Below are 16,385 nucleotides of genomic sequence, written 5' to 3'. Positions count from 1 at the left end.
ACCAGCCTAAAAGGACGATTCATGACGATTAATCCCATTGCCGCACTCAATTCCGCCCGCCCCGCACTCATCTTCCAGGGCCAGGGAAGCCCCTGGCAGCGCGCCCTGCATGATGCCGCCTCGCCCACCGCGCGCGTGACACTGCGCTCGCTTCTCGACGCCGCGCTTTCCCTCACCGGCCCAGTCGCCCGCCCGCTGGCCTCTGCGGTGCCGGGCACGGTCGACCGACTCGGCGCGATCTTGAACGCCGACGAAAAGGTCGGGTCGCTGCCCATGGACGCGCACCCGGCGGTCTCGGTGCCCGGCATCGTGCTCGCCCAGCTCGCGGCGATGCAGCACCTGCGCGACCTCGGCCTGGAGGTCGAAAACGTCGATCTCGCCGGCCATTCCCAGGGCGCGCTCGGCGTGTCCGCGGTGAAGCACCCGAAGCACGCGCTCGCCTTCGCGCTCATTCTCGGCGCTGCCGCTTCGACTGCCTATGGCGCGCGCGATACGGCCCCGCGGATGCTCAGCGTACGCGGTATCCCGGTCCCGGCGCTTACCGACCTGCTCGACGAGAAGTATCTGTCCGTAGTCAACGGCCCGCGCCACGCAGTCCTCGCCGGCGAGCCCGCGGAGCTGGCAAAGGTCCGCGAGGCCATCGAGAAGCATGCGGAGGCCTTCAACGCCAAGCTGGAAGCAGCCGAGTTCGGCGGCTCCGAGCTCACCCCCATCTTCGACGAGCTGCCGGTTGCCTACCCCTTCCACCACGCAAGCGAGGCCAACACCCGCGCCGTCGACCTGGCCGCCGAGTGGGCAAAGCAGTGCGGCCTGGATCTAGGCGAGAACTCCCCGCGCGCGCTCGCGCAGGCCATCCTGGTCGACCGCCACGACTGGCCCGCCTCCGTGCGCGGCCTGCTCGACGGCGGGGCGACGCACGTCGTCTCGCTCGATGCAGCGCTCACCGGTATCACGTCGAAGCTCGTCGCCGGTGCCGGCGTACCCGTGATCACCGCCGATAACGCGCGTGCCCGCGACGCGCTTGCCACCCCGGGCACCGAGATCCCCGAGGCGGTCTCCTATGAGAAGTTCGCCCCGCGCCTGGTGCGCCTGCCGGACGGCAAGGTCTACACCCAGACCCGCTTCTCGCAGGTCACCGGCCTGTCCCCCATCATCCTGGGCGGCATGACGCCCACCTCGGCGGACGGCGAGATCGTCGCCGCCGCTGCCAACGCCGGCTACTGGACCGAGCTCGCCGGCGGCGGCATGTACTCCGAGGAGGTGTTCAACGAGCACCGCGACACGCTCGCCGAGCACCTCGCGCCGGGTCGCACCGCCCAGTTCAACACCATGTTCTTCGACCGCTTCCTGTGGAACATGCACTTCGGCCAGACCCGCATGGTGCCCAAGGCTCGTGCCGCCGGCGCACCCTTCAACGGCGTGTGCATCTCCGCAGGTATCCCCGAGGTCGAGGAGGCCACCGAAATCATCGACGGCCTACGTAAAGACGGCTTCCCCTACATCGCGTTCAAGCCGGGCACCCCGACCCAGGTCCGCGACGCGGTCGCGATCGCTGCGGCAAACCCGGATGTGCCGGTGATCCTCATGGTCGAGGACGGGCATGCCGGCGGCCACCACTCCTGGGTGGACTTGGACGACATGCTGGTGGACACCTATGCGCAGGTCCGCGAGCACGACAACGCGATCCTTACCGTCGGGGGTGGGGTGTACTCGCCGGAGCGCGCCGCGGAGCTGCTCACCGGCGCGTGGGCGCAGCGCTTCGAGATGCCGCACATGCCTGTCGACGCCGTCTTCTTGGGCACCGTCGCGATGGCCACCAAGGAGGCGAAGGCCACCGATTCGGTGAAAGACCTGCTGGTCAACACGAAGGGGCTCAGTCCCGCGGACAACGGTGGTTGGGTGTCGCGTGGTTCGGGGCGCAACGGCGTGGCGTCGTCGCAAAGCCACTTGCTCGCCGACATCCACGACCTGGACAACTCTTTTGCCAAGGCCTCCCGCCTGATCACCAACATGCCCGCCGAGGAGTACCACCAGCGCCGCGAGGAGATCATCGCCGCGCTGGCTAAGACCTCCAAGCCGTTCTTCGGCGACATCGAGGACATGACCTATGCCGAGTGGGTCGAGCGCTTCATCGAGCTGGCGCACCCGTTCGTCGACGCCTCGTGGGACGCCCGTTTTACCTCCACGCTGCGTCGCATCGAGGCGCGCCTTTCTCCGCAGGACAGCGGCGAGATTGTCAGCCAGTTTGCCGACGGCCCGCAGGACCCGCACGAGGCGCTCGCCCGCCTCATCGAGGCCTACCCGCAGGCCTGCGAGATCCGCGTCTCCCCGCGCGATGCCGCCTGGTGGATCTCGCTGCACTACGCCTACCCGAAGCCGATGCCGTGGGTCCCGGCGATCGACGGCGACCTGAAGATGTGGTTTGGCAAGGACACGCTCTGGCAGGCCCAAGACCCGCGCTATACCGCCGACGAGGTCCGCATCATCCCCGGCCCCGTCGCAGTCGCCGGCATTACCCGCAAGAACGAGCCGGTCGCAGAGCTGCTCGGCCGCTTCGAGGCCGCCACGACGCAGGCGCTTCTCGACGCCGACGTCACCCCCACCGACCGCTTCGCCCGCCTCGCTGACGCCGTGAGCGTCGAGGACTACCTGCGCGCGGCCCCGACCCTGTTCTGGCACGGGCACCTCATGGACAACCCGGCCTACACCATGGACGATGCGAGCTTCGAGATCGTCCACGACTTCTACGGCTCCGACGCCTCCGATGGGGACAGCGGTCTGGCCATCCGCATCCACACCGACTCCTACTGGGACGACCTGCCGGAAGACCAGCGACCCTTCTACGTGCGCGACGTGACCATCCCGATCAACCTGCCCGAGGGCGTGCACACCGGTGCCTCGCCGGTCGTCGACGACGCGCGCCTGCCGAAGGCCGTCTTCGACCTGCTCGCAGGTCTAGCCGGCGTGGGCTCGGTGTCCGAGGCCGGCGATACGATCACCGAGCTGCCGTCGATTATCGCGGGTTCTGCGGATACGGCGCACCCCTTCGGGCTTGCGCGCACCAGCTTCCACTTCCCCGCCTCCCTGCTGCAGGCGCACACCGCGGTCACCGGCGCAGCCCTTGGCACCGACGTGCCCAATGGCACGCCCGATGCGCTGGTCGGCCCATGCTGGCCGGCGATCTATACCGCGCTCGGCTCCGCCGCCCTCCAAGACGGCTACCCAGTCATCGAGGGTCTGCTCAACGCCGTCCACCTCGACCACCTCATCGCGCTTGCGCCGGGCACGGACCTGCACGCGCTTGCCGACGGCCGCGAGCTTACTGTCACCTCCTGGTGCAGCGGCATCGAGGAGTCGGTCTCCGGGCGCATCGTCACGGTTGAGTTGCGCATTGCAGACGGTGAGCGCGACGTCGTCAAGCAATTGCACCGCTTTGCCATCCGCGGCCGGGCGACGACCTCTACCCCGCCGAGTGTCGCGCCCGAGTTCGGCGGCGTAGACGCCTCCATCGAGGCGACCCCGCGCTCCTTTGTCGACCGCGCAACAGTGACGGCCCCTGCCGACATGACGCCTTTCGCGCTGGTCTCGGGCGACTACAACCCGATCCACTCCTCCTACAACGCCTCCGGGCTCGTGGGCTTAAGCGCGCCACTGGTGCACGGCATGTGGCTATCTGCCACCGCGCAGCACCTCGCCGGGCGCCACGGACGCGTGACCGGCTGGACCTACTCCATGTACGGCATGGTGCAGCTTGGCGACGAGGTCGAGCTGACCGTCGAGCGCGTCGGCCGCGCCGGCATCCAGCCCGCGCTCGAGGTGACCTGCCGCATCGGCGGCGAAGTCGTCTCCCGCGGACTGGCGCTGCTCGCGCAACCGGCGACCGCCTACCTCTACCCGGGCCAAGGCATCCAGTCCGAGGGCATGGGTGTCGGCGACCGCGCGGCCAGCCCCGCCGCCCGCGAAATCTGGCGACGCGCCGACGCGCACACCCGCGAAAACCTGGGCTTTTCCATCCAGCGCATCGTGGACGCCAACCCGACGGAGCTCACCGTGCGCGGCGAAGTGTTCAAGCACCCCGACGGCGTGCTGCACCTGACGCAGTTCACGCAGGTCGCGCTCGCCGTGGTGGCCTACGCGCAGACCACGCGGCTTCGCGACGCGAACGCGCTGGCCACCGGTGCCATGTACGCGGGCCACTCGCTGGGCGAGTACACCGCGCTCGCCTCGCTGGGCAACATCTTCGACCTGGAATCCGTCATTGACGTGGTCTACTCCCGTGGCTCTTCCATGGGCTCGCTGGTCCCGCGCGATGCGGACGGTAACTCCGACTACGGCATGGGTGCGCTGCGCCCCAACATGATCGGGGTGTCCGACGCTGAGGTCGCCGACTACGTCGCCAAGGTGGCGGCAGACACCGGCGAGTTCCTGGAGATTGTCAACTACAACATCAAGGGCCAGCAGTACTCCGTCGCCGGCACGAAGCGCGGCCTCGCCGTCCTGGCCGAGCGCGCGGGCGCTGTGCACGAGCGCGCCTACGTGCCGGTGCCGGGCATCGACGTGCCTTTCCACTCGCGCGTGCTGCGCTCCGGCGTGGCCGACTTCGCCGCTAAGCTCGACGAGCTTTTGCCCGCGCGCATCGACGTCGACGCCCTCGAGCACCGCTACGTACCCAACCTGGTCGCGCGCCCCTTCGAGCTCACGCAGGAATTCATCGACGCCGTGCGCGCCGAAGTACCTACCGACGACCGCGCCTCCCAGGACGCCCTCGCCGCGCTCGACCCAGACACCATGGACCGCTCCGACGTCGCCCGCGTCCTGCTGATCCAGCTCCTGGCCTGGCAGTTCGCCTCGCCGGTGCGCTGGATCGAGACCCAGGATCTCATCTTCGCCCGCGTCGAGCAGGCTATCGAGGTGGGCCTGGCGTCCGCGCCGACCCTGACCAACCTGGCCAAGCGCGAGATGGCAGTGACCGGCCACCACATCCCGGTGGTCAACGCAGAAGCGAACTGGGAGCAGGTCACGCTCAGCGACACCGTCGCCGCGCCCGAGCCGGAGGCCGCGGAAGAGGAAATCGTCGAGGCAGAAGCGTCCGCGGAAACCACGCCCGCAGACACCGCGCCTGCCGAGCCCGCACCGGCTGCGGCGGCACCCGCCGCGGCACCGGCAGCCGCGCCCGCGCAACCCGCTTCCGACCTGCCGTTTCACGCCGCTGACGCAATCAACGTGCTGTTCGCCTTCCAGAACAAGATCCGCCCCGAGCAGATCACGGATGCAGACACGATCGAGGAGCTCACCGGCGGCGTCTCCTCGCGCCGTAACCAGCTGCTCATGGACATGTCCGCCGAGCTCGGCGTGCCCGCCATCGACGGCGCCGCCGAAGCCGACGTGGTCACCCTGCGCGAGCGCGTGAACACCGCAGCACCCAGCTACACCCCCTTCGGCCCGGTGCTCACCGAGGCGATCGGCGCGCGCCTGCGCCAGGTCCTCGGCGCCGCAAGCCTCGCACCCTCCCACGTCGCCGACTACGTCACCGGCACCTGGGCGCTGCCCGCAAGCTGGGTCCCGCACGTCGAGGCCGCCGTCCTGCTGGGCACCCGCGAGGAGGACTCGGTCCGCGGCGGCACCCTTGCCACCCTGCCGCAGGCCAGCTCAAAGGCCGAGGTCGCCACGCTTCTCGACGCCGCCGTCGAACTCGTCGCCGCCAACCACAACCAGGAAGTCGCCAAGGCTTCCGCCGCGGCCTCCTCCGGCGGCGGGGTCGTCGACTCCGCAGCGCTCGACGCCTACCGCGAGGAAGTCTCCGACACGCTGGTCGCCACCGCCCGCACCCTGCTGGACAAGCTCGGCGTGGAGTCCGCGGCCGCAGACACTTCCACCGACGCCGAGGCAGCCGCCGAGGCCCGCAACGTGCTTGACACCATCGAGGCCGAGCTCGGCACGAACTGGGTTGCGCAGGTCTCCCCTGTCTTCGACACCCGCCGCGCCATTCTTTTCGACGACCGCTGGGCCCAGGCCCGCGAGGACCTCGCCCGCATTGCCACCGGCGACACCGGCGAAAACACTTCCCGATTCGCAGCAGAACGCTTCACCGGCACCGGCCAGACGATCGCCGACCAGGCACGCTGGTACGCCGCGCACACTGAGAACGCACCACGCAAGGTCCTAGAGGAGATCGCGGCCAACGCGCTCGAGGCCCCACAGCTCGAGTACGCAGACGACGTCGCGCTTGTCACCGGTGCCGCACCCGGCTCCATCGCCACCGCCTTAGTCGAACGCCTGCTCGAGGGCGGCGCGACCGTCATCATGACGGCTTCGCGGATCACCCAGTCCCGCAAGGAGTTCGCACGCCAACTCTTCCGCGACCACGGCACCCCGGGTGCCGCGCTCTGGCTGGTCCCGGCGAACCTGTCGTCGTATCGCGACGTCGATGCGCTCATCGAATGGATCGGCTCTGCTCAGCGCGAGACCGTGGGCAACGAGGTCAAGCTGATCAAGCCCGCACTCGTCCCCACACTCGCCTTCCCCTTTGCCGCGCCTGGTGTCTCCGGCTCGCTGGCAGAGGTCGGCGGGAACACCGAAACGCAGGCAAGGCTGCTGCTCTGGTCGCTGGAGCGCACCATCGCCGGCCTGGCCCGCCTCGCCCAAGACGCGGACGTGCCCACTCGCGCGCACATCGTGCTGCCGGGCTCGCCGAACCGCGGCACCTTCGGCGGCGACGGCGCCTACGGCGAGGTCAAGGCCGCGCTCGACGCGATCGTGAACAAGTGGCACGCCGAGACCGGCTGGCCCGAGGGCGTGACGCTGGCCCAGGCGCGCATCGGCTGGGTTGCGGGCACGCACCTGATGGGCGGCAACGACGTGCTCATCCCCGCCGCCCGCGACGCCGGCATCCACGTCTGGGACCCGGAGGAGATCTCCTCGCAGCTCATGGGCCTGGCCAGCGCTGCCTCGCGCGCGAAGGCACAGCAGCACCCGCTGGACTTGGACCTGACCGGTGGTCTCGCCGACTCGGGGGTGTCCATCGCTGAGCTCGCCCGCGAGGCGAACATCGAGGCCACCCCGGCGCAGGACACCAGCACCGACTCCGATGCCCCGCACATCAAGGCGCTGCCGAACGTGGCCAACCCCGCCCAGCCGGACGGCTCGGCGATCGGCAAGCTCGGCGAGGTCACCTGCCCACTGGACGACATGATCGTCATCGCCGGCATCGGCGAGGTCTCCTCCTGGGGCTCTGGCCGCACGCGCACGGAAGCCGAGTACGGCATCCAGCGCGACGGCACAGTCGAGCTCACCGCCGCCGGCGTGCTCGAGCTCGCCTGGATGACCGGCCTTGTCCACTGGGCCGAGGACCCCACCCCGGGCTGGTACGACGCCGACGGCCAGGAAGTGGCCGAGGAGGACATCGCGGACCGTTTCCGCGACGAGGTCATCGCGCGCGCCGGTGTGCGCCGCCTGAGCGACAAGTACTTCCTCACCGACGGCGGCTCCATCGATCTGACCGAGGTCTTCTTGGACCGCGACGTCACTTTCAGCGTCGCCAACGAGGCCGAGGCACGCGAGTTCGCCGAGGCCGACCCGGATAAGACCCGCATCACCTGCAGCGACGGCGAGTGGCAGGTCACCCGCCTGGCAGGTGCGACCGCGCAGCTGCCGCGCAAGGCAACGCTTTCTCGCTCCGTCGCCGGCCAGATGCCGGAGGGCTTCGACCCCGCCAAGTGGGGCATCCCCGCCCAGATGGTGGACAACATGGACCGCATCGCGGTGTGGAACCTGGTCACCGCTGTCGACGCGTTCATCTCCGCGGGCTTCACCCCCGCTGAGCTGCTGCGCGCGATCCACCCGGCGGATGTCGCGTCCACCCAGGGCACCGGCATCGGCGGCATGGAGTCCCTGCACCAGGTCTTCGTCTCCCGCTTCATTGGCGAGGAGCGCCAGTCCGACATCCTGCAGGAGGCCCTGCCGAACGTGGTGGCCGCGCACGTGATGCAGTCGCTGGTGGGCGGCTACGGCTCCATGATCCACCCGGTCGCCGCCTGCGCCACCGCCGCGGTATCCGTGGAGGAGGCCGTGGACAAGATCACACTTGGCAAGGCCGACTTCGTCGTCGCCGGCGGCATCGACGATGTCCAGGTCGAATCGCTCCAGGGCTTCGGCGACATGAACGCCACCGCCGAGACTGCGAAGATGACCGCGCAGGGCATTGACGACCGCTTCATCTCTCGCGCAAACGACCGCCGTCGCGGCGGCTTCCTCGAAGGCGAGGGCGGCGGCACCCTGCTGGTAGTGCGAGGCTCGCTCGCCGCGGAGCTGGGCCTGCCGGTGCATGCGGTGGTCGCCTACGCCGATTCCTTCGGCGATGGCGCGCACACCTCCATCCCGGCACCGGGCCTGGGCGTGCTCGCCGCGGCCCGCGGTGGCGAGAACTCGCGCCTGACCCGCAGCATCACGTCGCTTGGGCTTTCACTTGACGACGTCAACGTCGTCTCCAAGCACGACACCTCCACCAACGCCAACGACCCGAACGAGTCCGAGCTGCACTCCCTGCTCTGGCCTGCAGCCGGCCGCGACCCGCACGCGCCGATGTACGTCATCTCGCAGAAGTCGCTCACCGGCCACGCCAAGGCGGGCGCAGCTCTGTTCCAGATCGGCGGGCTGATCGAGGTCTTACGCACCGGCCGCCTGCCGCAGAATGCGTCGCTGGACTGCGTCGATCCGCTGATTGCGCCGAAGGCCACCAACCTGGTCTGGCTGCGTGACACCCTCGACCTTGGCGAGGGCGCAGTGAAGGCGGCGGCGCTGACCTCGCTGGGCTTCGGCCACGTCGGCGCGCTCGTCGTGCTCGCTCACCCGGGCGTGTTCGAGGCGGCACTCGCCGCCGAGGGCCGCGACGTCGAGGCCTGGCGTGCACGCGCCACCGAGCGCCTGCGCGCCGGTGCCGGCCACCTGGAGGCAGGCATGGTCGGACGCGCAGCCCTGTTCGAGCAGGTGCACAACCGCCGCTTCGCCGAGGGCCACACCCACGACAGTGAGATCGCCCTCCTGCTGGACGCGGACGCCCGCCTGGGCGAAGACGGGGTGTACCCGGTCGCGCCGTAAGCTCACCGGCGGTGCGTGCCGCCGGTAACACCACCCAGTCGTGCAGGGGATATACCTGCTGCAGACGTCAACGGGGTGGGCCACTTCCCCGGCCCACCCCGTTGGTGTGTGTGGGGGGGGACTCAAGAGCTTCCTTCCCAAGTCCGCTCTCAACCTCTGGTTGCCTGCTATGGTTTATGCGCATGAAACGTGGTGGGGGTACTACAGACCGAGGTTTAACCTGGGTCAAAGATTTTCTTATCATTATCTTGTTCCTGTTCGCCGGGTTGTTTTACTCAGCATTAATCTTCAAGGATCCAGTAACACAAGAAGCTGTCCTCAATCTCGGTGCTAAGGTGTTGGGTCCCTCGATTCCAGCAGCAGTGGCTTTTTACGGAGTCATGAAAACTCTTGAGAACACACGTAAGCAAGATCTGCTTAAAGAATGGCACTCAAATCTGCGTTGGGCGACGGACCTCTGCGCATCAAAAGAGCCGGAAGTCGTCGCAATCGGAGTCGCTGCCATCGATGCTCTTGATGACGCGCCTTTCCTAGGAAATAATGAGAATGACCTCGTCGATTCATTAATCAAGCAAATAACCAAAAGTTGGGACTCCGAGAGCAGGTGACATGCATGGAAAAGCGCCGTACCCCCAATCAAGAGATTTACGTCCCAAAGACCAACGTTCCCCCAAACGCGGGCCAGATCGCCGCGGCCAAACTCATCATGAAGCGCCACCGCGAGGGCAAAGGGCGCGTGGAGATCACTCCGAAGATCCGTTACCTCGCAAGCTACGAGGACTAAGCAGTTTTCCGCCCCGCCTCACCAACTCTTGCCAGCACGCCGGCGCGAAAACCTATTTTCCCTGGCTACACCGTGTAAACACGGCGTAGAATCGAAGGCACACGCACCGAAAGGATTTGGCATGAAGGCAGTTCGTTACTACGGAAAAGAAGACCTACGAATCGACGAGATTGCAGAGCCTGAGGTACGCCCCGGCACAATCAAAATCGCTCCTGCCTACACAGGCATCTGCGGTTCAGATGTCCACCTCTATTTCGACGGCCCCATGCCCCCCCGCCCCGTCAGAGGATGCGCCGCATCCCGTCTCCGGAGAAACGCTGCCCGTCGTGATGGGGCACGAGTTTTCCGGCGTCGTTGAAGAGGTCGGCCCGGGCGTGACCGGGATCAGCGTCGGCGACCACGTCGTTGTTGAGCCTTTCATGGTTGACGGCACCTGCCCCTCCTGCAATCGCGGTGACTACCACCTGTGCGACCAGATGGGGTTCATCGGGATTTCCGGCCGCGGCGGCGGGCTCTCGGAGCACATCGTTGTGGAAGAGCGTTGGGTACACCCCACCGGCAGCATCCCCCTCGACCAGGCAGCGCTCATCGAGCCACTTGCAGTGGCACACCACGGCATCGCCCACGCCGGCTACGCCAACACCGACCACGAGGGCGAGTGGGCGCTCGTCGGCGGCGCTGGCCCCATCGGCCTGCTCACTGGCGCAGTTCTCAAGGCGTATGGGATGAAGGTCATCATTTCGGAACCATCTGGCGCACGTCGTGACAAGGCGCTCGAAGCTGGGGTCGCAGACCACGTGGTCAACCCGCTCGAGGAGGACCTGCACGAGAAGGTTACTGAGCTCACTGACGGCGAATTGGTCTCCGTGTCTTTCGACGCGGCTGGTGTCCCTCAGGTGCTTCAGGACCTCATTCATGCAACACGCCCCGCTGGCCGGATTGAGGTCTTGGCCCTTCACATGCACCCCTACTCCATGGACATCATGGCGGATCTCACGATGAAGGAACGTGTCATCGGTTCTTCCATCGGCTACTGCAACGATCATCCCACGGTGATCAAGCTTGTACAGGATGGAAAGGTCGATCTCGCCCCGTTCATCACGTCCAAGATCAAGGCGGAGAACGTTGTCGAGGACGGGTTCAACGCGCTGCGGAACCCGCAAGAGGTCAAGATCCTGGTTTCGATGGACTAGCGCTTGGCTACGGGCTCCGGACAACTGCTTTTCGGGGCCTTTCCGCTGTGCCACGTGGCGTCGAAAAGCAAGCACTCGGGCGAGTGTGTACCCCCGTTTGTTCACGAGCCGGGCGCGCGCATAGTGTTATCTGGATCTCAATTCACAGGCGTGCCACGTTAGTTCACGCACCTGGCTTGAAAGGGCTCCATTGAAGTACCGGCTCGCGCACTCTGGCATGCAGGTTGACCTCGAGTTTTCCCCGGATGCACTCCGCCGCCGCTACCGCGAGGAAAACACCAAGCGCGCGGGCACTACCTCCCCGAAGCGCACGCACGCGCTGGAGGATAATGACCCGTGGTCAACGCCCACGCCGCGCGAGCCTTTCGACCGCGAGGTGGACATCCTCGTCATCGGCGCAGGCTTCGCGGGGCTGACGCTCGGCGCGAAGCTGCATAAGGCGGGCCTGGAGGACTTTCTCATCGTGGACCAGGCGGGTGACTTCGGCGGGACCTGGTACTGGAACCGCTACCCTCGCGCGCAGTGCGACGTGGAGGCCTACGTCTACTACCCGCTGCTGGAGGAGACGGGCTATGTGCCGTCGAGTAGGTTCCCCATGGCGCACGAGACCTTCGACTACTGCCAGCACATGGCCCGCTTCTTCGGCCTCTACGACAGGGCCGTCTTCCACACCGGTGCAACCCGCGCGGTGTGGGACGACGCAGACCAGGTCTGGACGGTTGCGACCAACCGTGGCGACACCATCCGGGCCCGCGTAGTTATCCGCTCCAACGGCGGTTTCGGTGCGCCGGTCACCCCCGCCATCGAGGGGATTGAGACCTTCCCCGGAAAAATCTTCCACTCCTCGCGCTGGGACTACGGCTACACCGGGGGTTCGCCACAAGACCCGACGCTAACCAAGCTTGCCGACAAGGTCGTCGCCGTCGTCGGTTCCGGCGCGAGCGCCGTCCAGATCATCCCCGCGGTCGCGGGTCAGGCGCGGCACACCTACGCCATCCAGCGCACGCCGGGTCCGGCGATCGGCGACCGGGACACCACCCCGACCGACCCCGCGTGGTGGTCCGCGCTGCCCAAGGGTTGGCAGCAGGCCCGCATGCAGAACTTCGACGCCAACACCTCCGGCCTCCTGCAGGACGAGGACATGGTGAACGATCACTTCACCGGCTACGTCAAACGCCTGGCCACCGCCTGCGACATCGTGCCGGACCTCGCACAGGTCGACCCGGCCGACCGGCCCGAGGTCTTCGAGCTGCAGGACATGGCGCTCATGGAGGATATTCGCGCAGCTATCGACGCCACCGTCACCGACCCCACCACCGCCGAAAAGCTCAAACCCTTCTACAAGCACCGCTGCAAGCGGGTCACCTACGACGACGGTTACTTCGCCGCCTTCAACCGCGCAGACGTCACGCTCATCGACGCCCCCGTCAACGGCCTCGAGAAGATCGAGGGCAACCGCCTGCATGCTGGCGGCGAGGTGTTTGAGGCGGACTGCATCATCTTCGCCACCGGCTACGACACCACCCGGGATCCGTTCTCCCGCACAGGCTTAGACGTCATCGCCGCCGACGGCGAGACCCTCTCCGAGCACCACGGACAAGGCCTGCGCACCCTCCACGGCGCGCTTACGGATAACTTCCCCAACATGTTCCAGATCGGGACGAGCCAGATCGCACTGTCACACAGCAATACCTCGGGCATTCTCACCCAGGCCGAGCACATCGTCGACATCATCTGCGAGACCCGCCGCCGCGGCGCCACCTCCGTCGTGCCCACCGCCGAGGCCACCGCAGCCTGGGCCGCACAGGTCAAAGAGAAGGGCGCGCCGCTGCGGGCCGCGTTCGCCCAGTGCGTGCCCGGCTACTACAGCGGCTACGAGCACGGCGACGGCGCTTTTACCTCCCAGATCTACGGCGAGAGCATCGTCGCGTTCCGCCAGCTGCTGGAGCAGTGGAGGGCATCCGGCTACGAGGGCCTCGCTTTTCGACGCTAACCCGCCCCCTTGCGAACACACATTCGACCAACTTCCTGCCGCTGTTCGCCCGGGCAGATACTGTAGTGCGCATGACTCCATCCCCGTACGCCGCCGCACTGCTCAACGCCGTCGATACCGCCCAAGCCGATAACCCGCTCGCCCCGGTGACCGTGCTGTGCCCCACGCCCGCCTTCGACGATGTCGTCGCCGCGCTCGCCACCGGCGGCCCACGCCTCGGAGTCGACGTGGTCACGCTCGACATGCTGCTTTCCCGCGCCGCCCGCGACCTGGCGCCGCGCACGTTATTGCAGCGCAGCGACGTCGCCGCCTTCGTCGCCGCAGCACTTGCCGAGGGTGCGACGCCAACGCCCTTCCACGAAGCGCAGCTGCACACCTCCGCGGCCACGCACGAGGCGCTGACGGATGCCCTGTGTGCGCTCCTCAACAGCCCCGCAGGATGGCGCACGCAGCACGGCGGGGCAAAGCTGCCCGAGATCGTGGCGCAGCTCACCGAGCGTGCCAACGCGCACTTTCACGACACCCACTTCACCTTCCCGGACGTAGTAGAAGCGGCCGCCGCCTCCCACCGTGGGGCGCTTGTCACCGTGGGCGCGTGTGCCCACGACGCCCGCACTGAGTGGGCGCTTGCCCAGTTCCCGGATGCCACACCCGTGGAGCTGTCGGACCTGCGCGAGCACACCGAGCGTGTCTCGCTAATCTCCGAGCCGGACGAGGCGGCTTACGTCACCGGCCGCATCCTCGATGCCGTCGCGGACGGCACTCCACTGCACGCCATCGCGGTGGCCTACTGCGAGGACGCAGAGCTGCCCTTCCTCACCCACACGCTCGATGAGGCGGGCATCCCCTACCACGCGCCCGCGCGCGAGGTATGGGCGCAGCACAACGTGTTTCGCGCGCTGCGCGCTCTGCTCACGCTGCGCCCCGAGGAGATGCACCGCCACCAGCTCGTGGAACTGCTCTCCACCGGGGAGATTAAAGACTCCCCCGGCCTACGCGCCTTTGACGCCGGTTCGCGCGACCGCCTCGGCACCGCGCTGACCGGCCGCGATTGGGATGCGGTCCTTGCCACGGCCGCGCGCCAGGCCGAGGACGCTACCCCGGACCGCGAGCGTGTCCCCGAGCGCAGCATTACCGCCGCCCGCTGGGTTGTAGGCCTGCGCGAGGTGCTCACCCCACTCTGGGAAACGAAGAGCTGGGAGACATTCGCCGGCGCGTTCCGAGACGTGGCAGGCGCAGTACTCTCCGACCAGTCCCAGCTGGCCGCCTTCCTCGACCCGCTGTGCGAGCAGCTCGCCGCCCAGCAGGGCACGCCCAATCGCGAGCGCGCGCTCGAGATCGCCAGTGCCTTTGCCGCCCGCCCGACGCGCGCCACCACCACCGGCGTGCTCACGGTCGGCCCGCTGGAAAGCCTGGACGGTCGCAACCTCCAGCTCGCCTTCATCACCGGCACCACCGACGCGGCCCTGCCCGGCACGCTGCACCCAAGTGCGACGCTGACGCAGGCGCAACAGCAGACCACCCCGGAGCAGTTTCTGGCTAGGCGGGGCCGTACGCTTGCGGCAGCGCTTGAGGCGTCGAGAAGCATTGTGCTCACGCGGGCCCGATCCGGCATTAGCGGCGGAGGGCTGACCGAGCCCTCGACCTGGCTCGACGGGGAGGAAGTGCCCATCAACGCGCTGCACCCAGCACTTGCAAGTGGTGAGCGCACGCCGATCAGCCGCGCGGAGCTGGCGCTGGCGAACGCACTGGCAGGTACCCCGAGCGAGCGGGCGGTGCGATACGCGCAGATCATGCGGGCGCGACAAGCTGGCGAGGCCGGCGAGTTCACCGGTTTTGTCGGTTCCGATGTTGGCCTGCGCACGCTGACAAAACCGATCTCCAGCTCCGCACTGGAGGGCTTTACTAGGTCTCCGCTGGCGTTTTTCATCGAGCGTGTCACCGGCAATTGGGTGCTGGCTGACGACGCGGCGGAGATGGAAGTCGCCGCCGCGGACACCGGCACCATTCTGCACGCCGTGTTCGAGCGCTGGACCAACGAAGTGTGGCTGGACAACCCCGCGCGCCCCGCGTGCTACGCCGACCTGGACTGGGACGGTGAGGCCCGCGCCGCGCTCGAGCGCATCCTCAGCGAGGAGCTCGCCGCGCGCCGCACCGACCAGGTCAACCCGCTGGTATGGGAAACTTTCGCCGAGCAGGCGCTTGCCGACGTGCTGACCTGGCTGAAGGCCGAACAAGGCGAAGCCGAGGACGGGTGGACCCCGCTGGCGACCGAGTTCGCCTTCGGCAACACCGAGGACGAACCCGCCGCGTTGCTTCCGCTGCCCGAGCTCGGCGTCGAGCTTCCCGTCAAGGGCTACGCCGACCGCGTGGACTACAAGGTAGAAGACGGCGCCGTCACCCTGCGCGTGACCGACTACAAGTCGGGCAAGGGCAAGACGACGGATTCGTACGTGGACCAAAAGACGCCGACCGGGCAGGTCAAAGATGGCGCGCCGCACTACTACTTCCAGCTCGCCCTGTACGGCTACATCGTGCGTACCCTCGCCGCCACCGGAGATCCGACCGAGCTTTTCCCCGGCGGGCCCGGCCTGTGGCCCGGGGACATCGCCGCAGTGCAGGCGCGCTACTGGTTCTTCCGCGACCCGAAGGATTCGCACGTCAAAATCACCGTCGACGACAACGCGGTCGCGACGCTGCAAACCAACCTGGGCAACGTCTACCGCCACATCCAGCGCGGCGCGTTCCCGCCGCACGCCATCCCGGAGCGTTGGGCCAGCGACGAACGCCTGCGCCTCGGCGTGTCCAACTACAACGCGCTGACCGCGATTCTGCCGCCGCTGGACTTCGACCAGCCGCTGCCCACTGAGTACACAGAGCCCACCGAGCCCGCCGACGCTTAGCCCGCGAGAGGAACACCAAAAATGACTACCGCACAGTTTGCCGACCGCCTCGCCGAGGACGAAGCCAACCGCGAATTCATCCAGAACCAGGTCAACCTTTCCTGCTTCGTCGAGGCGGGCGCCGGCTCCGGCAAAACCGTTATGCTCATCCAGCGCCTGCTCACGCTCATCATCGAGCACGGCGTGCGCATCGACGAGATCGCCGCCATCACCTTCAACGAAGCCGCCGCCGCGGAGCTGACCGCCCGCCTGCGCCGCGCGCTCATCCAAGTCTGCGACACTGGCGAGTACACGCTCGGCAACGGAGCGCCCCGGGGTTAAGCGACATAATGTGTGCTTTTTTGGATATGGATTCCCGGTCCTGCCTGGGCCTACGGCGGGACAGTGCTCGTTGAATCGGGATTCCCGGCCGTAGA

The 16,385-nt window shown here is 67.5% G+C and carries 7 protein-coding genes; all 7 read left to right on the top strand.

Annotated elements, in window-relative coordinates:
* Positions 1 to 21 precede the first annotated feature (21 nt).
* The 7 genes from CIMIT_RS02580 to CIMIT_RS02555 all read left to right on the top strand — a co-directional run bounded on the left by CIMIT_RS02580 (position 22) and on the right by CIMIT_RS02555 (position 16,290).
* A complete protein-coding gene (locus tag CIMIT_RS02580) occupies positions 22 to 9,096 on the top strand; it encodes a type I polyketide synthase (RefSeq protein ID WP_038588740.1) in 9,075 nt (3,024 codons plus the stop codon).
* A 182-nt stretch (positions 9,097 to 9,278) separates the two neighbouring features.
* Positions 9,279 to 9,704 carry a hypothetical protein gene (locus CIMIT_RS02575; protein ID WP_038588737.1) on the top strand — a complete coding sequence of 142 codons (426 nt, stop codon included), beginning with the start codon at positions 9,279 to 9,281 and terminating at the stop codon, positions 9,702 to 9,704.
* A 5-nt stretch (positions 9,705 to 9,709) separates the two neighbouring features.
* The gene (locus CIMIT_RS12540; RefSeq protein WP_095066748.1) at positions 9,710 to 9,880 is read left to right on the top strand and encodes an RNA helicase; all 171 of its coding nucleotides are present in this window, start codon (positions 9,710 to 9,712) and stop codon (positions 9,878 to 9,880) included.
* Between the two features lie 329 nt (positions 9,881 to 10,209).
* Positions 10,210 to 11,073 (top strand): zinc-binding dehydrogenase, encoded by an 864-nt coding sequence (locus CIMIT_RS02570; RefSeq protein WP_328286455.1) that lies wholly within the window; start codon positions 10,210 to 10,212, stop codon positions 11,071 to 11,073.
* Between the two features lie 190 nt (positions 11,074 to 11,263).
* A complete protein-coding gene (locus CIMIT_RS02565) occupies positions 11,264 to 13,066 on the top strand; it encodes a flavin-containing monooxygenase (protein WP_051904739.1) in 1,803 nt (600 codons plus the stop codon).
* Between the two features lie 71 nt (positions 13,067 to 13,137).
* A complete protein-coding gene (locus tag CIMIT_RS02560; protein WP_038588734.1) occupies positions 13,138 to 15,969 on the top strand; it encodes a PD-(D/E)XK nuclease family protein in 2,832 nt (943 codons plus the stop codon).
* Positions 15,970 to 15,990: 21 nt separating this feature from the next.
* A complete protein-coding gene (locus CIMIT_RS02555; RefSeq protein ID WP_038588731.1) occupies positions 15,991 to 16,290 on the top strand; it encodes a UvrD-helicase domain-containing protein in 300 nt (99 codons plus the stop codon).
* Positions 16,291 to 16,385: the final 95 nt, after the last annotated feature.

Origin of the sequence: Corynebacterium imitans (assembly GCF_000739455.1) — a bacterium.
GTDB lineage: Bacteria > Actinomycetota > Actinomycetes > Mycobacteriales > Mycobacteriaceae > Corynebacterium > Corynebacterium imitans.
Note: the sequence above shows the minus strand (reverse complement) of the source record. Positions and strands in the feature narration are given on the sequence as shown.